Here is a 17,858-nt window from a genome sequence, read left to right as displayed (position 1 = left end):
CAATACTGGTTGAAGCTTTAACTGTACGATTATCGTGCAAGGAACAGGTTGAATATGTACGAAGCTCTTTTAGTTGTTTTCCTTATTGTAGCTATCGCCCTCGTGGGTATGATCATGCTGCAGCAAGGCAAAGGCGCTGATATGGGAGCCTCATTCGGTGCAGGCGCATCCGGTACGCTGTTTGGTTCTACGGGTTCAGGCAATTTCATGACGCGTACTACCGGCATCTTAGCGGCATTGTTCTTCATCATCAGCCTGGTTCTCGGTAACCTGAACAGTAATAAAGCGTCGAAAGGAAGCGAGTGGGAAAATCTTTCTGCGCCGGCGCAGTCTTCTCAACAGACTGAAAAGCCAGCTCAACCGGTTACGCCGGGCAGCGATATTCCTAAGTAAGATCGTCAGCACAACGAATCGTTGTGGTCAGTGAAGTGTCAGAAGCAGTGCCGTGGTGGTGGAATTGGTAGACACGCTACCTTGAGGTGGTAGTGCCCGATTGGGCTTACGGGTTCAAGTCCCGTCCTCGGTACCAAATCTTAGTATTACTTGCATTTTATGCAGGTTTGGCGTATTATTCGCCACGTTTTCGGACGCGGGGTGGAGCAGCCTGGTAGCTCGTCGGGCTCATAACCCGAAGGTCGTCGGTTCAAATCCGGCCCCCGCAACCACTTTCCCTTTGAGTTCTTTTTCAAATATACTGTGTGCATCGACGGACGCATTCACGGCTCATTTTTGAAAGAAAATTCTTTGGATGGAGTCCGGGCCGCATCGCGGCGTACAGGGTCCAGTGATTAAAAGCCCCGAATATTCGGGGTTTTTTGTTATTAGCGAATCGTAATACTGGGCTATAGGCCCTTTTTTTATGTCTTGGGGGTGGGCTTGTCCACATTAGAGCAAAAATTGACAGAGTTGGTATCGGCTCCGGTAGAAGCGCTGGGCTACGAACTGGTTGGAATTGAATTCGTTCGTGGTCGCACATCAACCCTGCGCATCTATATTGATAGTGAAGATGGCATCAATGTCGATGATTGCGCCGATGTCAGCCACCAGGTAAGTGCCGTAATGGATGTGGAAGATCCCATTACCGTGCCTTACAACCTTGAAGTCTCCTCACCGGGACTCGATCGTCCTCTGTTCACTGCAGAACACTATGTCCGTTTTATGGGCGATGAAGTGAGTCTGGTGCTGCGTATGGCCGTTCAGAACCGCCGTAAATGGCAGGGAATCATCAAGTCCGTTGATGGCGAGATGATCACGGTGAACGTTGAGGGTAACGATGAAGTGTTCGCGCTGAGTAATATTCAGAAAGCGAACCTGGTCCCCCACTTTTAAAAGTCCGGATTGAGGCTAACCAGGATGAACAAAGAGATCTTAGCTGTTGTAGAAGCCGTTTCTAACGAAAAAGCCCTGCCGCGTGAGAAAATCTTCGAAGCGCTGGAGAGCGCGCTGGCGACTGCGACCAAGAAAAAGTACGAGCAAGAAATTGACGTACGCGTCAGCATTGATCGCAGAAGTGGCGATTTCGATACGTTCCGCCGTTGGGAAATCGTAGAAGAGGTGACGCAGCCGACGCGCGAGATCACGCTGGATGCGGCCCGCTTCGAAGATGAAGCATTCAATCTGGGCGAATATGTCGAAGATCAGATTGAATCGGTCACTTTTGACCGTATCACCACCCAGACCGCTAAACAGGTTATCGTGCAAAAAGTGCGTGAAGCTGAGCGCGCTATGGTGGTTGATCAGTTCCGTGAGCAGGAAGGCGAAATTATTACTGGCGTGGTGAAGAAAGTTAACCGCGACAATATTTCCCTCGACTTAGGCAGCAATGCCGAAGCCGTGATTCTGCGCGAAGATATGCTGCCGCGTGAAAACTTCCGCCCAGGCGACCGTATTCGTGGCGTGCTCTATTCTGTTCGCCCGGAAGCGCGTGGCGCGCAACTGTTCGTGACGCGTTCCAAACCGGAAATGCTGATTGAACTGTTCCGCATTGAAGTGCCAGAAATTGGCGAAGAAGTGATTGAAATTAAAGCCGCTGCTCGTGATCCGGGCTCGCGCGCTAAAATTGCAGTCAAGACCAACGACAAACGTATCGATCCGGTCGGTGCCTGTGTGGGTATGCGCGGCGCGCGTGTCCAGGCGGTTTCCAGTGAACTGGGTGGCGAGCGTATCGATATCGTGCTGTGGGACGACAACCCGGCGCAGTTTGTTATCAACGCTATGGCGCCGGCTGATGTGGCGTCAATCGTGGTTGATGAAGATAACCACACCATGGATATCGCCGTAGAAGCTGGCAATCTGGCTCAGGCGATCGGCCGTAACGGCCAAAACGTGCGTCTCGCTTCACAGCTGAGTGGCTGGGAGCTGAACGTAATGACCGTCGATGATCTGCAGGCCAAACATCAGGCTGAAGCCCATGCAGCAATCGATATGTTCACCAAACATCTCGACATCGACGAAGAGTTCGCCACCGTACTGGTGGAAGAGGGCTTCTCTTCGCTGGAAGAACTGGCCTACGTGCCAATCAACGAGCTGTTGGAAATTGACGGCCTCGACGAAGAGACCATTGAAGCCCTGCGTGAACGAGCAAAAAATGCGTTAACCACCCTGGCACTGGCGAAAGAAGAGAGCCTTGGTAACCAGCAGCCCGCTGAGGATCTTCTGAATCTTGAAGGTCTGGATCGTGCTCTGGCTTTCCGCCTGGCGTCGAAAGGCGTTTGCACGCTGGAAGATCTCGCTGAGCAAGGTGTTGACGATCTGACGGATATTGAAGGCATGTCTGATGAGCAAGCCGGCGCGCTGATTATGGCCGCCCGTAATATCTGCTGGTTCGGCGATGACGCGTAATAACAGGAAGGAACAGCATGACAGATGTAACCGTAAAATCGCTGGCCGCAGAAATTCAGACTCCGGTCGATCGCCTGGTACAGCAATTTGCTGATGCGGGGATCCCTAAGTCTGAAAATGACGCAGTGACCCAGCACGAGAAAGAAACCTTATTGTCTCACCTGAATCGTGAGCACGGTCAGGTCGGTTCAGCTAAGCTGACGCTGCAGCGTAAAACGCGCAGCACCTTGAATATTCCAGGCACCGGGGGTAAAAGTAAGTCGGTGCAAATCGAAGTCCGCAAAAAGCGCACATACGTGAAAGGTGATGCAGAGTCTGAGCAAGCTCAGGCCGAAGCAGAAGCCGAGGCGCAGCGTGAAGCGGAAGAGCAGGCGCAACGCGAGGCTGAAGAAAAAGCCCGTCGCGAAGCTGAACAGAAAGCGCAACGTGAAGCCGAAGAGAAAGCCAAGCGCGAAGCCGCTGACAAGGCCAAACGTGCAGCAGCGGAAAATGAGAAAGTGACAAATCAACCTACCGACGAAGTGACCAAGGCTGCGCAGTCCGATAAAGCCCGTCGCGAAGCTGAAGCTGCCGAACTGAAGCGTAAAGCTGAAGAAGAAGCCCGCCGTAAGCTTGAAGAGGCTGCCCGCCTCGTAGCAGAAGAAGCCCGCCGTCTGGCCGAAGAGAAATCAGCGGAATGGGAAAAACCGGAAGAAGAAGATAAAGGCGACTATCACGTCACCACTTCCACCCATGCCCGTCAGGCTGAAGATGAAAACGACCGTCAGGTTGAAGCGGGTCGTGCGCGTGCGCGCACCACCGCTAAAGCGGCGCGTCCGGCGAAAAAAGGCAACAAACATTCTGAAGCCAAAACTGACCGTGAAGAAGCGCGTGCGCAGATTCGTGGTGGTAAAGGCGGTAAGCATCGCAAACCAAGCGCCTTGCAGCAGGGCTTTAACAAGCCGGCACAAGCGGTTAACCGCGATGTCGTGATTGGCGAAACTATCACCGTAGCCGAACTGGCGAACAAAATGGCGGTGAAAGGTTCTCTGGTCATCAAAGCGATGATGAAGATGGGCGCTATGGCGACCATCAACCAGGTTATCGATCAGGAAACTGCACAACTCGTTGCCGAAGAGATGGGCCACAAAGTGACCCTGCGTCGTGAAAACGAGCTGGAAGAAGCGGTAATGGACGATCGTGATACCGATGCAGCGCAGGAATCCCGCGCGCCGGTTGTGACCATCATGGGCCACGTCGACCACGGTAAAACCTCCCTGCTGGATTACATCCGCTCAACCAAAATCGCCTCTGGCGAAGCGGGCGGCATTACCCAGCACATCGGTGCTTACCACGTTGAAACCGATAACGGCATGGTCACCTTCCTCGACACCCCAGGCCACGCCGCGTTTACCGCGATGCGTGCACGTGGTGCGCAGGCAACGGACATCGTTATCCTGGTGGTGGCAGCAGACGATGGCGTGATGCCACAGACTGTCGAAGCTATTCAGCACGCCAAAGCGGCCAAAGTGCCGGTTGTGGTTGCGGTGAACAAGTGTGATAAGCCTGAAGCCGATCCGGATCGCGTTAAAAACGAACTGACTCAGTACGGTATCATTCCGGAAGAGTGGGGCGGCGAAAACATGTTCGTTAACGTCTCTGCGAAAGCGGGTACCGGCATTGACGATCTGCTTAACGCTATCCTGCTGCAGGCGGAAGTATTGGAACTGACCGCTATCCGTGAAGGTATGGCGAGCGGCGTGGTGATCGAATCGTTCCTCGACAAAGGTCGTGGTCCGGTGGCAACCGTGTTGGTGCGTGAAGGTACGCTGAACAAAGGCGACATCGTGCTGTGTGGCTTCGAGTATGGCCGCGTTCGTGCTATGCGTGACGAACTGGGTCGCGAAGTCATGGAAGCGGGTCCATCTATCCCGGTTGAGATCCTGGGTCTGTCCGGCGTACCGGCTGCCGGTGATGAAGCGACCGTGGTCCGTGACGAGAAGAAAGCGCGTGAAGTGGCACTTTATCGTCAGGGCAAATTCCGCGAAGTTAAACTGGCTCGCCAGCAGAAATCTAAGCTGGAGAACATGTTTGCTAACATGACCGAAGGCGAAGTGTCTGAACTGAACATCGTGCTGAAAGCTGACGTTCAGGGTTCTGTGGAAGCGATCTCCGACTCCCTGCTAAAACTCTCCACCGACGAAGTGAAGGTGAAGATTGTCGGTTCAGGCGTGGGCGGGATTACCGAAACCGATGCGACGCTGGCTGCGGCCTCCAACGCCATCCTTCTGGGCTTTAACGTCCGTGCCGATGCCTCTGCGCGTCGCGTCATCGATGCCGAAAGCCTGGATCTGCGCTACTACTCCGTCATCTATAACCTGATTGACGAAGTGAAAGCGGCGATGAGCGGTATGCTGGCGCCGGAATACAAACAGCAGATCATTGGTCTGGCTGAAGTCCGCGACGTGTTCAAGTCACCGAAATTCGGTGCCGTGGCAGGTTGTATGGTGACCGAAGGTAACATCAAGCGTCACAATCCAATCCGCGTCCTGCGTGACAACGTGGTGATTTACGAAGGCGAGCTGGAGTCACTCCGTCGCTTTAAAGATGACGTCAACGAAGTGCGTAACGGCATGGAGTGCGGTATCGGCGTGAAGAACTACAACGATGTCCGCGTTGGCGACATGATCGAAGTCTTTGAAGTGATTGAAGTTAAACGCACCATCGCGTAAGTCACTGCTGATGTGATGCAATTTGGGAGGCCACTGGCCTCCCGAATTATTTGGGAGAAATAATGATGGCGAAAGAATTTGGTCGCCCGCAGCGCGTTTCACAAGAGCTGCAAAAAGAGATTGCGATGATCCTGCAACGCGAGATTAAAGATCCGCGTCTTGGCATGATGGTTACCGTCTCCGGGGTTGAAGTCTCACGTGACCTGGCCTACGCCAAAGTGTTCGTGACCTTCCTGAATGATAAAGATGAAGAAGCGGTTAAAAATGGCCTGAAAGCGCTGAAAGAAGCGTCAGGTTATATCCGCATTCTGCTCGGCAAAGCGATGCGCCTGCGTATCGTGCCTGAGCTGACCTTCTTCTACGACAACTCGTTGATCGAAGGGATGCGCATGTCTAACCTCGTCAGCAGCGTCGTGAAAAACGATGCCGAGCGCCGTGGCCCTGACGCCACCGGTGATGACGAGGAGGCGTAATGAGTCGTCCGCGTCGTCGCGGTCGCGACGTCCATGGCGTGTTGTTGCTGGATAAGCCACAAGGCGTCTCGTCGAATGATGTGCTGCAGAAAGTGAAGCGTATTTTTAACGCCAACCGCGCAGGACATACCGGCGCGCTTGATCCGCTTGCCACCGGCATGCTGCCGATTTGCCTGGGTGAAGCGACTAAGTTTTCGCAGTATCTGCTGGACTCCGACAAGCGTTATCGGGTCATCGCTCGCCTTGGTGAGCGTACCGATACCTCTGATGCCGATGGCAACGTGGTGCAGACGCGTCCGGTGAACTTTACCCAGGCAGAACTGGATACGGCGCTGGAAGGCTTCCGCGGCGAAACGCTGCAGGTGCCGTCGATGTTTTCCGCGTTAAAGCATCAGGGCCGACCGCTGTATGAATATGCGCGCCAGGGCATTGAGATTGCGCGCGAGCCGCGTCCCATCACCGTCTACGAATTGCAATTTATTCGCTGGGAAGGTGATGAGCTGGAGCTGGAAATCCACTGCTCCAAAGGGACCTATATCCGCACTATCATTGATGATCTGGGCGAGAAACTCGGCTGTGGTGCGCACGTTATCATGCTGCGTCGGGTGCAGGTTGCACGCTATCCCTATGAGCGGATGGTGACGCTGGAACAGCTCCATAGCTTACTGGCTGAGGCGACCGAAGCCGGGATTGCGCTGGAAACCCAGCTGGACCCGCTGCTGTTGCCGATGGACAGTCCTGCCGCAGATTTCCCTGAAGTGAATTTGTTGTCTGCGGTTGCGGCATACTTCAAACAGGGTCAGCCGGTGCAGGCCAGCAATGTGCCGGCACAGGGGCTGGTGCGTGTCACTGAAGGTGAAGCGCGTAAATTTATCGGTATGGCGGAAATCGCCGACGATGGCCGCGTGGCACCGCGGCGTTTAGTGGTTGAATATCAGGATTAAGCGGCGTGTCGCTTTTTCGCTGATAGCGCATTTGCGTTGCTATCAGCCGAAGAGTAGAATAGCGCGGCTTTAAAGCGGGATGCTGAATTAGAGATCGGCACCCATACATTCATTTTTTACTGGAGTTTATTATGTCTCTAAGCGTAGAAGCTAAAGCAGAGATCGTTGCTAAATATGGCCGTGGTGCTAACGACAGCGGTTCAACTGAAGTTCAGGTTGCCCTGTTGACCGCGCAGATTACCCATCTGCAGGGTCACTTCTCTGAGCACAAAAAAGACCACCACAGCCGCCGCGGTCTGCTGCGCATGGTATCTCAGCGTCGTAAGCTGCTGGACTACCTGAAGCGTAAAGACGTTGCACGCTACAGCAGCCTGATCGAAAGTCTCGGTCTGCGTCGCTAAGTCTGAAAAATCGGGTCGCCGGGGCGTTATGCAGAGTTTCTGCACCAGACGTGTCTTGCGATCGGATTTGTGCGAGTTTCGTGAAGAGGGGGCCTTTATGGCCCCTTTTTTCGAGCAATCGGCAGCAATCCGGACCAAACTCATGTATTGTTGCTTAGTGTGATCTTTGTTTGCAGAGTTTCGCGCGGCTAATGAGAGGCTTTACCGCAGGGGCGGTTAAGGGTTGTCATTAGTCGCGAGGGATGCAACTGAAGATCGGTGATCAATGGCAGGCTTCAGATAGCCGTGCCCCGAAGTTAAGGACTTTGATTTTGCTGAATCCGATCGTACGCAAATTCCAATATGGTCAACATACCGTCACGCTGGAAACCGGCATGATGGCTCGCCAGGCAACTGCCGCTGTTATGGTGAGCATGGACGATACCGCGGTGTTCGTCACCGTTGTAGGTCAGAAAAAATCTAAACCAGGTCAGGACTTCTTCCCACTGACCGTAAACTATCAGGAGCGTACTTACGCTGCTGGTCGTATCCCGGGTAGCTTCTTCCGTCGCGAAGGCCGCCCAAGCGAAGGCGAAACGCTGATTGCGCGTCTGATTGACCGCCCGATTCGCCCGCTGTTCCCGGAAGGCTTTGTTAACGAAGTTCAGGTTATTGCAACCGTGGTTTCCGTAAACCCACAGGTTCACCCGGACATCGTGGCCATGATCGGTGCGTCTGCTGCGCTGGCACTTTCTGGCCTGCCATTTAACGGCCCAATCGGCTCGGCGCGCGTCGGCTATATCAACGATCAATATGTGCTGAACCCAACGGCCGATGAGCTGAAACAGTCTCGTCTGGATCTGGTGGTAGCCGGTACGCAGAATGCCGTTCTGATGGTGGAATCTGAAGCTGAGATCCTGTCAGAAGAGCAGATGCTGGGCGCCGTGGTCTTTGGCCACGATCAGCAGCAGGTTGTTATCGAAAACATTAATGCACTGGTTGCTGAAGCGGGCAAACCTCGCTGGGACTGGCAGCCAGAAGCCGCCAACACCGCGCTGATTTCTCGCGTGGCTGCGCTGGCTGAATCGCGTATCAGCGATGCTTACCGCATCACGGATAAGCAGGAGCGTTATACCCAGGTTGGCGTGATCAAAGATGAAACTATCGCTGCGCTGCTGGCTGAAGATGAAACACTGGATAGCGCTGAAATTGGCGATATCGTTCACAGCCTTGAAAAGAATGTGGTTCGTACCCGCATCCTGAACGGCGAGCCGCGCATCGACGGTCGTGAGAAAGACATGATCCGTGGTCTGGATGTGCGTACAGGCGTGCTGCCACGTACTCACGGTTCTTCGCTGTTCACCCGTGGTGAAACGCAGGCGCTGGTCACCGCAACGCTGGGTACCACCCGCGATGCGCAGAACCTGGATGAGCTGATGGGCGAACGTACCGACAGCTTCCTGTTCCACTACAACTTCCCTCCGTACTCTGTTGGTGAGACCGGTATGGTTGGCTCGCCTAAGCGTCGTGAAATTGGTCACGGTCGTCTGGCGAAGCGCGGCGTGTTGGCCGTGATGCCAAAAGCGGAAGAATTCCCGTACACCGTTCGTGTGGTGTCTGAAATCACCGAGTCAAACGGCTCCTCATCAATGGCCTCTGTCTGTGGTGCCTCACTGGCGCTGATGGATGCAGGCGTTCCGATCAAGGCTGCTGTTGCCGGTATCGCGATGGGTCTGGTGAAAGAAGACGAGAAGTTTGTGGTTCTGTCTGACATCCTCGGCGACGAAGATCACCTTGGCGATATGGACTTCAAAGTAGCCGGTAGCCGTGAAGGTATCACCGCGCTGCAGATGGACATCAAAATCGAAGGCATCACGCGTGAAATCATGCAGGAAGCGCTGAACCAGGCCAGGGGTGCGCGTCTGCACATTCTCGGCGTTATGGAACAGGCTATCAGCACGCCGCGTACTGAGATTTCTGAATTTGCGCCACGCATTTACACCATCAAAATCAGCTCTGACAAGATCAAAGATGTGATCGGTAAAGGCGGCTCAGTGATTCGTGCACTGACCGAAGAGACTGGCACTACGATCGAAATCGAAGATGATGGCACAGTGAAAATTGCTGCGACCGATGGTCTGAAAGCGAAAGAAGCCATTCGTCGTATCGAAGAGATCACCGCAGAGATCGAAGTGGGCCGCATTTACAGTGGTAAAGTGACCCGCATCGTTGACTTCGGTGCCTTCGTTGCTATCGGCGGCGGTAAAGAAGGTCTGGTTCACATTTCTCAGATCGCTGATAAGCGCGTTGAGAAAGTGACTGACTATCTGCAGATGGGTCAGGAAGTTCCGGTTAAGGTGATGGAAGTTGATCGCCAGGGCCGTGTCCGTCTGAGCATCAAAGAAGCGACAGAATCTAAGCCGCAGACTGAAGAAGCTGCAGCGGTGAGCACACCTGACGCGGAATAAGTCGTTGCTGATTTGCCTCTCCTTGCCTGGCAGGGAGAGGCGTTTGTGTCATCGCGAGGGCGGGAATCCTTGTGCACAGCAGGCGGGTAACAGGATGGTTATCCCAATGTTTGTATTCGGGAGTGGGAAATGAAGCCTTTTCTGCGCTGGTGTTTTGTTGCGACAGCTTTGACGCTGGCAGGATGCAGCAACTCCAATTGGCGTAAGAACGAAGTTCTTGCAGTACCTCTACAGCCCACACTGCAGCAGGAAGTGATTCTGGCGCGCATGGAACAAATTCTTGCCAGTCGCGCCCTCACCGATGATGAACGCGCACAGCTGTTATATGAGCGCGGAGTGTTGTATGATAGTTTAGGTCTGCGGGCATTAGCGCGGAACGATTTTTCGCAAGCGCTGTCTATAAGACCAGATATGCCAGAAGTGTTTAACTACTTAGGCATATATTTAACGCAGGCGGGCAACTTTGATGCCGCCTATGAAGCGTTTGATTCTGTACTTGAGCTTGATCCAACTTACAACTATGCGCATTTAAACCGTGGTATCGCCCTCTATTACGGCGGTCGATACAAGTTAGCGCAAGATGATCTGCTGGCGTTTTATCAAGACGATCCTAACGATCCTTTCCGCAGTCTGTGGCTCTATCTCGTTGAACGTGAGATGGATGTCGACAAGGCAAAAGTCGCGCTTCAACAGCGTCACGACAAAGCGGTCAGAGACCAATGGGGATGGAATATTGTCGAGTTCTACCTGGGTGACATCAACGAAAAGTCGTTGATGGAAAGTCTCCAGGCGGACGCAACGGATAACACCTCGCTCGCTGAACATCTCAGTGAAACCAACTTCTATTTAGGTAAGTACTACCTAAGTCTGGGGGAGAAGGACGACGCGAAAGCGTTGTTCAAACTGGCGGTGGCCAACAACGTCAATAACTTTGTTGAACACCGATACGCATTGTTGGAACTGGCGCAACTCGGCCAGGCACAAGACGATTTATCAGAATCTGACCAGCAATAGCTGACGAACTTTAATTGCCTGTAAAACCTGTCAAGTCATCATCTTCAGGGATGAGGGCTTTTCTGTTCGTCAAAACTTCTAATTTGAGCCGGTTCACACTTTTTGATGAAAATGACTGAAAGTTTTCACGACGAGTTATGTAGACTGGCCGCCGCAATCTAAGAGGCACGTGTACTACATGACTGATATTCAAACCACTTTTGCTGACCTTGGCCTGAACGCCGACATCCTTGAATCACTGAATGGCATGGGCTACGTTAAGCCATCCCCAATCCAGGCTGAGTGTATTCCTCACCTGCTGGCGGGCCGTGACGTGTTAGGCATGGCGCAGACCGGGAGTGGTAAAACTGCGGCCTTCTCGCTGCCGCTGTTACACAACATTGATCCTACTGTTAAAGCGCCACAAATCCTGGTGCTGGCACCGACCCGCGAACTGGCGGTACAGGTTGCTGAAGCAGTTACCGAATTCTCTAAACATATGCGTGGCCTGAACGTGGTTGCCCTGTACGGCGGCCAGCGTTATGACGTCCAGCTGCGCGCACTGCGCCAGGGACCTCAGGTTGTCGTGGGTACGCCTGGTCGTCTGCTTGACCACCTGAAACGCGGCACGTTAGATCTCTCTAACCTGCGCGGCCTGGTGCTGGACGAAGCGGATGAAATGCTGCGTATGGGCTTCATCGAAGACGTTGAAACCATCATGGCGCAGATCCCAGCCGATCATCAGACGGCGCTGTTCTCGGCTACCATGCCGGAAGCGATTCGCCGCATTACTAAACGTTTCATGAAAGATCCTCAGGAAGTGCGCATTCAGTCAAGCATGACGACGCGTCCTGATATCAGCCAGAGCTACTGGACCGCTTACGGTCGTAAAACAGATGCGCTGGTTCGCTTCCTTGAAGCGGAAGACTTTGATGCTGCCATCATCTTCGTGCGGACTAAAAACGCAACGATGGAAGTGGCTGAAGCGCTGGAGCGCAGTGGCTATAACAGCGCCGCGCTGAACGGTGACATGAACCAGGCACTGCGTGAGCAGACGCTGGAGCGCCTGAAAGATGGTCGTCTCGACATCCTGATTGCGACTGACGTTGCGGCCCGTGGCCTGGACGTTGAGCGTATCAGCCTGGTCGTTAACTACGACATCCCGATGGATGCAGAATCTTACGTTCACCGTATCGGCCGTACCGGTCGTGCGGGCCGTGCGGGTCGCGCCCTGCTGTTCGTTGAGAACCGCGAGCGTCGTCTGCTGCGTAACATCGAACGTACCATGAAGCTGACTATCCCTGAAGTTGAGCTGCCAAACGCAGAACTGCTGGGTGAGCGTCGTCTGGCCAAGTTTGCCGCTAAAGTTCAGCAGCAGCTGGAAAGCAGCGATCTGGATCAGTACCGTGCGCTGCTGGCTAAAATGCAGCCAGAAGAAGAGATGGATCTGGAAACGCTGGCAGCTGCACTGCTGAAGATGGCACAGGGCGAACGTCCTCTGATTCTGCCACCAGAAGCACCGCGTCCGGCACGCCGCGAATACCGCGATCGTGACGAGCGTGATGGCCGTCGTGACAGCCGTGAAGCGCGTGACTCACGTGGTCCACGTGAAAGCCGTGATGGCGACCGTCCACGTCGCGAACGTCGTGACGTTGGCGAAATGCAGCTCTACCGCATTGAAGTGGGTCGCGATGATGGTGTTGAAGTTCGTCACATCGTTGGCGCTATCGCTAATGAAGGCGACATCAGCAGCCGTTACATCGGTAACATCAAGCTGTTCGGCACCCACTCAACCATCGAGCTGCCGAAAGGCATGCCAGGCGATGTGCTGCAGCACTTCACCCGTACCCGTATTCTGAACAAGCCGATGAATATGCAGTTACTGGGTGATGCACAGCCGAACGAAGGCCGTGGCGATCGTCGTCCAGCCGGTGGTGGTGAGCGTCGTGGTCCTGCAGGTGCAGGCGCGGGCGCAAACCGTGAAGGTGGTCGTCGCTTCTCTTCTGAACGCCGTGAAGGTGGTCGTGAAGGCGGACGCAGCTTCAACCGTGAAGGCGGTCGTGGTCCACGTCGTGAAGATGGCGGTGCCGCAGCACCACGTCGTCGTGACGCATAACAGACGCTAAGTCGTGATAAAAAGGGAAGCCTTCGGGCTTCCCTTTTTTTGTCTCTGTCAGGCGCCGCCGCTGATCATCACGCGCTCGCCGCTGACATAAGCAGACTCCTCAGACGCCAGAAACAGCGCTACCTGCGCAACATCCTCCGGCAGACCAAAACGTCCCAGCGGCGTCGCCGCCAGCATTTGCGCCTTTAGCTGCGGGCTGAATTTCTTCGCTGCCAGCAAACCTTCGGTCAGAATCATGCCCGGCGCTAATGCGTTGACCCGGATATTTTTCGGACCCAGTTCACGCGCCAGACCTTGAGTCAGGGTATCGATAGCCCCTTTGGTGGCGGCCCACAGCACCGAGCCCGGCGTACTGTTTTTGCTGTTCAGGGCGCTGAGATTGATAATGCTGCCGCCGTGCGGCGGAAAGTGGTGAATCGCCTGCTGACACACCAGCAGAGTGCCGAGCAGATTGACGTCGAGCTGCTGGCGCATCGCCTCCAGCGTCAGGGCGGCAAAATCACCGTGATGAAAACTGCCGGCATTGTTAACCACAATATCGGGTGCGCCGAACTGCGCCACGGTGGAGGCAAACAGCCGCTCCACATCCCGCGGCTGTGAGACATCCGCCTGAACCGCCACGGCTTCGCTGCCCAGTGAGCGGATATCACTCACCACATCGGCGGCACCTGGCTCGTCCTGTCGATAGTTCACTATCACGCGCGCGCCAGCGGCGGCAAAAGCGATGGCGATCGCCGCGCCAATCCCTTTTGACGCACCCGTCACCAGCGCGACGCTGTTTTCCAGTGCTTTCATAATTTTGTTCTCTGCCGTAATGATCGCGTAGCCAGACTATGCGCGCTGACCCCCGGATGTGGGTAGCGCAATCCTGCAAGCTTTTTGCACAATCCTGCAAAAGTGATGGCGCGAGGCGGGCGTTGGAAATAACTTCAGGTAATATCGATAGCCTGATGTAGCGGCTGGCAGAAGCGGGAAGATTGATGACAGAAAATGATAGATGGCAGGCGCTGGCGCAGTTGATTGACCGCCACGCACCCACTGACGGGCGGCACAACAGCGCCATTGATTGCCTGTTTTTTGGCCGAAGCTCTGCGCCCAGCGAACCGATGCACATTGCCCAATGGGCCAGCTTCGCGCTGGTGGCGCAGGGCGGCAAGGCGCTGCATATCGGCGATGAGGTGCTGCATTACGGACCGGGCGATCTCTTGCTGGTGACACTGGATATGCCGGTGCGCTCCTGCGTGACCGTTGCCACGCCGGAAAAGCCTAATCTCGGCATTGGTATTGCCATCAATGAATCGCGGCTGATGCGCTATCTCGAACAGTTTCCGCCTACGCTGCCGCTGGCGCAGGCGGGCAGCGAACGTGGCATTACGGTACATAAGATGTCGCCGCTGCTGGTCGATGCGGTGATTCGGCTGGTGCGTTTACTGGACCAGCCGCAGGATATCGCCGCACTGGCACCATTGATTGAGCAGGAGATCTTTTACCGGTTACTGACCGGACCGGAAGGGCCGCGCATCCTGAATATGGCGCTGGCTGAGCGACCCGGCAACCGTGTGGCGCAGGCAGCGCGCTGGCTACGGGAAAACTTTCATCAGCCGCTGAAGATCGATCAACTCGCCAGCAGCGTGGGGATGAGCGTCTCGTCGCTGCATCATCACTTCAAGGCGGTCACCGCCATGACGCCGATGCAGTATCAGAAACAGCTGCGGCTGAATGAGGCAAGACGGCTGATGCGGGTGGAGAAGCTGGATGCCGGTACGGCGGGCTATCGGGTGGGGTATCAGAGTGCATCGCAGTTCAGCCGGGAATACAGCCGGTTTTATGGCTGCTCACCGGCGCGTGACAGTCGGCAGCTGGCGGCGGGCGCAGAGGCGTTGCGTCCGCCGCAAACCGGATTACAGACTGTGGGCCGCCTCCATCGCAATGGCGAATGAACGCAGACGCGCTTCAGTATCAAAAATCTGGCCGTTGACCATGATCTCGTCAGCCTGGGTTTCGCGCATCAGCGAGGCCAGTCCGTGACGCACTTTATCGGTGTCACCGACCAGTGACATGCTGAGCGCCTGCTGTACGCCATACTGCTCAGAAGGTGACCAGAGATTATCCATGTTCTCTACCGGTGCCGGTAACGGGCCTGGCTTACCGCGGCGCAGATTAATAAACTGCTGCTGCTGCGAGGTAAACAGGAAGCGCGCATCGCGCTCGCTGTCGGCGGCTACTACGTTGATGCAGACCATCGCGTACGGTTTTTCGAGGCGCGCCGAAGGCTGGAAATTCTCACGGTAGACATGCAGCGCCTGGAACAACTGGTCCGGGGCGAAATGCGAGGCAAAGGCGAACGGCAGCCCCATTCGGGCTGACAGCTGAGCGCTGTAAAGGCTGGAGCCCAGCAGCCAGACCGGAATCTTCAGACCCAGACCCGGCACCGGTTGCACCGGCGGCTGATCGCCCGGTTCGGCATCGAACCAGCTAATCAGCTCAGCCACATCGTCCGGGAAGGTATCGGCATGCATACTGGAGAGATGGCGGCGTAAGGCCATCATGGTGCGCTGGTCGGAGCCTGGCGCCCGGCCTAAACCCAGATCGATACGGCCGGGATAGAGCGAGGCCAGGGTGCCAAACTGCTCGGCAATCACCAGCGGCGCATGATTAGGCAGCATAATACCGCCCGAGCCCAGCTGCAGCGTGTCGGTGTTCGCCGCCAGATAACCTATCAGCACCGAGGTCGCGGCGCTGGCAATGCCCGTCATGTTGTGATGTTCAGCCAGCCAGTAACGCTGATATCCCAGCTTTTCAGCCTGACGCGCCAGCGCCAGCGAGGTATGGAACGCCTCACGCGCGGTCAGCCCCTGGGGAATCGGCGCCAGATCCAGCACGGACAAACGAATAGGTTTTTTCTCAGACATGGCTACTCCCGTTATAAGGCGCAGACGTTAAAATCTGCACCTTTTAGTATTACGCATCATTCCTTATATTAAAACTGCTAACCCCGGCAGGAATATAGTCGGTATGTGCTTTCCACTCAGGATGCCAGCGTCATGCCCGCCAGTTTGCGCCAGTAGCCGTTGCAGTCGTTGCCTTTGGCCATCATCAGCGGTGCCTGACCATTTTCATTGGCGCGGAAGCGATCGATCTCCGCCAGGGTGGTGCAATCCTGCGGTGAGAGCCGTACGCAATCGACCCGGTTGTGCATGCCCACCAGATCGTTGCCGAGGTTATAGCAGTAGCCACTCATGGTCTGAATGCCGTTGAGCACGAAGACCTGCTGACCTTCCTGCGATAAGACGCGACGACCTGTGGGATAGTTGATGCAGCAGGTTTCACAGGCATCTTTAGCCCGATTCTCTGAACGCGCGGTGAAGCAGCGTGCCGACAGCGCCAGCGGCAGATGACCATAGCCCAGCACCTCCACCTCAAACTGCTGGCGGATACCGCGCTCTTCGCACTGCTGCAGCAACTGCAACAGCCAGTCACGCGACATCTCGACCGGCATGCACCAGCGGGTCATGCCTTCTTTGACCAGCAGCTGCAGCGTTTCGGCGTTATAGACATTCAGCGTCGGCCCGGCGACAAACGGCAGATGACGTTCGGCAGCCATGTTCACCGTGCCGATATCATTGGCTTCAATCAGAAACTCGCCATTTTCGACGTAGCGCTGTAGCTCTTTCAGTTCTGACGGCGACTGCAGCAGCGCCAGCGTGCTGAGCACCACCTGTTTACCACTGGCCGCCAGTTCACGTGCCAGTGCCATCCAGTCCGCATAGGCGGTGGCGCGCCGTTTGCTGCATACCGCTTCGCCAAGGTAGATGATATCCGCACTGCTGCGCGCGGCCTGCTGGTAAAACTGCTCCAGCGTGTCAGTTGGCCAGTACCAGAGCACCGGCCCCAGGGCATATTGCATCATGACTCCTTATTGCCATTCACGGTGATAGGCGCCCAGCGTGGTCTGGGTGCCTTCGGACAGATCGCCCAGCGTCTGCATCCACTCCGGCGTGACCCCAAACTGCTCCGGCTGTGCCTGACAGCGATCGATCGCCTGACGCCAGACGCGCGCCACGTCAGCCACGTAGGCCGGGCTGCGCTGACGGCCTTCGATTTTCACCGAGGCGATGCCGGCCCGCAGCAGTTCCGGCAGCAGTTCCAGCGTATTGAGGCTGGTGGGTTCTTCCAGCACGTGATAGCGCTGATCGTTAACCTGATAGCGCCCTTTACATAAGGTGGGATAGCCTGCGCTTTCGTCGGGCGCATAGCGGTCAATCAGTACTTCATTCAGCCGTGACTCCATACCCTGCGGCGTCTGCTGCCAGCGCACAAACTTCGCGGGCGAGCAGGCGCCGGCGCTGTTGGGTGATTCACCGGTCAGCCATGATGAGAGATAGCAACGGCCTTCCGCCATAATGCACAGGCTGCCGAAAGCGAACACCTCCAGCGGCACCGGCGTTGAGCGGGCAAGCTGTTTCACCTGATGAATCGACAACACCCGTGGCAGCACGACCCGGTGTAAATTGAAGTGACGGTGATAAAAGCGAATGGCCTCAAGGTTAGTGGCGGAAGCCTGCACCGACAGATGGCGTTCAACCTCTGGATAGCGCGTCGCGGCATACTCCAGCGTGGCAATATCAGCCAGGATCAGCGCGTCTGCGCCGTTTTGCGCCGCCACGTCAATCGCCCGCTGCCAGCGTCCCATGCCATCCGGATGGGCAAAGGTATTGATGGCCACATGCAGTTTGCGGCGATGCTGATGCAGATAGCGTGCGGCTTCTGCCAGCTTTTTATCGGTGAAGTTGAGGCCCGCAAAGTGGCGGGCATTGGTATCATCTTTCAGTCCCACATAGACCGCATCAGCGCCATTCTCTACGGCGGTGCGCACTGCGGGTAAATTTCCTGCCGGGCAGAGCAGTTCCATCGGTAATCCTC

At 55.5% G+C, this 17,858-nt stretch carries 16 protein-coding genes and 2 tRNA genes; 14 read left to right on the top strand and 4 right to left on the bottom strand.

The genetic code is table 11. The features are described 5' to 3' along the window. Nucleotides 1-54: 54 nt before the first annotated feature. From secG to LZU96_RS17850, 13 genes are all read left to right on the top strand, one after another. On the top strand, nucleotides 55-393 hold the full coding sequence (gene secG / locus LZU96_RS17905) for a preprotein translocase subunit SecG (RefSeq protein WP_233985457.1): 339 nt from the start codon (nucleotides 55-57) through the stop codon (nucleotides 391-393). A 49-nt stretch (nucleotides 394-442) separates the two neighbouring features. Continuing rightward, nucleotides 443-529: transfer RNA gene (locus tag LZU96_RS17900), tRNA-Leu, on the top strand. Between the two features lie 59 nt (nucleotides 530-588). Continuing rightward, nucleotides 589-665, top strand: a tRNA-Met gene (locus tag LZU96_RS17895). A 211-nt stretch (nucleotides 666-876) separates the two neighbouring features. Beyond that, nucleotides 877-1,329 carry a ribosome maturation factor RimP gene (rimP, locus tag LZU96_RS17890; protein WP_031375413.1) on the top strand — a complete coding sequence of 151 codons (453 nt, stop codon included), beginning with the start codon at nucleotides 877-879 and terminating at the stop codon, nucleotides 1,327-1,329. 24 nt (nucleotides 1,330-1,353) lie between these two features. After that, a complete protein-coding gene (nusA, locus tag LZU96_RS17885; RefSeq protein ID WP_031375412.1) occupies nucleotides 1,354-2,841 on the top strand; it encodes a transcription termination factor NusA in 1,488 nt (495 codons plus the stop codon). Nucleotides 2,842-2,858: 17 nt separating this feature from the next. Beyond that, nucleotides 2,859-5,552, top strand: a complete 2,694-nt coding sequence (gene infB / locus LZU96_RS17880; RefSeq protein ID WP_233985456.1) for a translation initiation factor IF-2 — start codon at nucleotides 2,859-2,861, stop codon at nucleotides 5,550-5,552. Between the two features lie 65 nt (nucleotides 5,553-5,617). Beyond that, nucleotides 5,618-6,025 carry a 30S ribosome-binding factor RbfA gene (gene rbfA, locus LZU96_RS17875; RefSeq protein WP_233988229.1) on the top strand — a complete coding sequence of 136 codons (408 nt, stop codon included), beginning with the start codon at nucleotides 5,618-5,620 and terminating at the stop codon, nucleotides 6,023-6,025. Then, nucleotides 6,025-6,969, top strand: coding sequence for a tRNA pseudouridine(55) synthase TruB (gene truB / locus LZU96_RS17870; RefSeq protein WP_233985455.1), 945 nt, complete (start codon nucleotides 6,025-6,027; stop codon nucleotides 6,967-6,969). Before rbfA ends, truB begins: the two co-directional genes overlap by 1 nt. A gap of 131 nt (nucleotides 6,970-7,100) precedes the next feature. Then, on the top strand, nucleotides 7,101-7,370 hold the full coding sequence (gene rpsO, locus LZU96_RS17865) for a 30S ribosomal protein S15 (RefSeq protein ID WP_003851063.1): 270 nt from the start codon (nucleotides 7,101-7,103) through the stop codon (nucleotides 7,368-7,370). 311 nt (nucleotides 7,371-7,681) lie between these two features. Then, a complete protein-coding gene (pnp, locus tag LZU96_RS17860; RefSeq protein WP_094122277.1) occupies nucleotides 7,682-9,817 on the top strand; it encodes a polyribonucleotide nucleotidyltransferase in 2,136 nt (711 codons plus the stop codon). Between the two features lie 129 nt (nucleotides 9,818-9,946). After that, nucleotides 9,947-10,831 carry a lipoprotein NlpI gene (gene nlpI, locus LZU96_RS17855; protein ID WP_233985454.1) on the top strand — a complete coding sequence of 295 codons (885 nt, stop codon included), beginning with the start codon at nucleotides 9,947-9,949 and terminating at the stop codon, nucleotides 10,829-10,831. Nucleotides 10,832-10,936: 105 nt separating this feature from the next. Beyond that, nucleotides 10,937-10,993, top strand: a complete 57-nt coding sequence (gene yrbN / locus LZU96_RS23630) for a protein YrbN (RefSeq protein ID WP_098053093.1) — start codon at nucleotides 10,937-10,939, stop codon at nucleotides 10,991-10,993. Between the two features lie 16 nt (nucleotides 10,994-11,009). Further along, the gene (locus tag LZU96_RS17850) at nucleotides 11,010-12,926 is read left to right on the top strand and encodes a DEAD/DEAH family ATP-dependent RNA helicase (RefSeq protein ID WP_233985453.1); all 1,917 of its coding nucleotides are present in this window, start codon (nucleotides 11,010-11,012) and stop codon (nucleotides 12,924-12,926) included. A gap of 57 nt (nucleotides 12,927-12,983) precedes the next feature. Here the strand turns inward: LZU96_RS17850 and LZU96_RS17845 are convergent, their stop codons facing one another. Beyond that, on the bottom strand, nucleotides 12,984-13,730 hold the full coding sequence (locus LZU96_RS17845) for an SDR family NAD(P)-dependent oxidoreductase (protein ID WP_233985452.1): 747 nt from the start codon (nucleotides 13,728-13,730) through the stop codon (nucleotides 12,984-12,986). Between the two features lie 185 nt (nucleotides 13,731-13,915). On the opposite strand from LZU96_RS17845, the gene LZU96_RS17840 reads away from it, so the two are divergent. After that, nucleotides 13,916-14,875: an AraC family transcriptional regulator gene (locus LZU96_RS17840; RefSeq protein ID WP_233985451.1), complete on the top strand. Its 960-nt coding sequence runs from the start codon at nucleotides 13,916-13,918 to the stop codon at nucleotides 14,873-14,875. Here the strand turns inward: LZU96_RS17840 and LZU96_RS17835 are convergent. From LZU96_RS17835 to ubiU, 3 genes are all read right to left on the bottom strand, one after another. After that, on the bottom strand, nucleotides 14,837-15,847 hold the full coding sequence (locus LZU96_RS17835) for a luciferase-like monooxygenase (protein ID WP_233985450.1): 1,011 nt from the start codon (nucleotides 15,845-15,847) through the stop codon (nucleotides 14,837-14,839). The genes LZU96_RS17840 and LZU96_RS17835 overlap by 39 nt on opposite strands. Before the next feature lie 116 nt (nucleotides 15,848-15,963). Then, on the bottom strand, nucleotides 15,964-16,842 hold the full coding sequence (locus LZU96_RS17830; protein WP_233988228.1) for a U32 family peptidase: 879 nt from the start codon (nucleotides 16,840-16,842) through the stop codon (nucleotides 15,964-15,966). 9 nt (nucleotides 16,843-16,851) lie between these two features. After that, on the bottom strand, nucleotides 16,852-17,847 hold the full coding sequence (gene ubiU, locus LZU96_RS17825; protein WP_094122284.1) for a ubiquinone anaerobic biosynthesis protein UbiU: 996 nt from the start codon (nucleotides 17,845-17,847) through the stop codon (nucleotides 16,852-16,854). Nucleotides 17,848-17,858: the final 11 nt, after the last annotated feature.

The sequence above is a fragment of the Pantoea agglomerans genome, from assembly GCF_021397715.1.
In the GTDB taxonomy this organism is placed as follows: Bacteria; Pseudomonadota; Gammaproteobacteria; order Enterobacterales; family Enterobacteriaceae; genus Pantoea; species Pantoea astica.
Note: the sequence above shows the minus strand (reverse complement) of the source record. Positions and strands in the feature narration are given on the sequence as shown.

Coding starts and splice junctions, on each gene's coding strand:
- nlpI (WP_233985454.1), top strand. CDS start 9,947: ATGAAGCCTTTTCTGCGCTGGTGTTTTGTTGCGACAGCTTTGACGCTG.
- LZU96_RS17830 (WP_233988228.1), bottom strand. CDS start 16,842: ATGCAATATGCCCTGGGGCCGGTGCTCTGGTACTGGCCAACTGACACG.
- nusA (WP_031375412.1), top strand. CDS start 1,354: ATGAACAAAGAGATCTTAGCTGTTGTAGAAGCCGTTTCTAACGAAAAA.
- LZU96_RS17835 (WP_233985450.1), bottom strand. CDS start 15,847: ATGTCTGAGAAAAAACCTATTCGTTTGTCCGTGCTGGATCTGGCGCCG.
- infB (WP_233985456.1), top strand. CDS start 2,859: ATGACAGATGTAACCGTAAAATCGCTGGCCGCAGAAATTCAGACTCCG.
- rpsO (WP_003851063.1), top strand. CDS start 7,101: ATGTCTCTAAGCGTAGAAGCTAAAGCAGAGATCGTTGCTAAATATGGC.
- LZU96_RS17850 (WP_233985453.1), top strand. CDS start 11,010: ATGACTGATATTCAAACCACTTTTGCTGACCTTGGCCTGAACGCCGAC.
- ubiU (WP_094122284.1), bottom strand. CDS start 17,847: ATGGAACTGCTCTGCCCGGCAGGAAATTTACCCGCAGTGCGCACCGCC.
- secG (WP_233985457.1), top strand. CDS start 55: ATGTACGAAGCTCTTTTAGTTGTTTTCCTTATTGTAGCTATCGCCCTC.
- LZU96_RS17840 (WP_233985451.1), top strand. CDS start 13,916: ATGACAGAAAATGATAGATGGCAGGCGCTGGCGCAGTTGATTGACCGC.
- LZU96_RS17845 (WP_233985452.1), bottom strand. CDS start 13,730: ATGAAAGCACTGGAAAACAGCGTCGCGCTGGTGACGGGTGCGTCAAAA.
- truB (WP_233985455.1), top strand. CDS start 6,025: ATGAGTCGTCCGCGTCGTCGCGGTCGCGACGTCCATGGCGTGTTGTTG.
- rbfA (WP_233988229.1), top strand. CDS start 5,618: ATGGCGAAAGAATTTGGTCGCCCGCAGCGCGTTTCACAAGAGCTGCAA.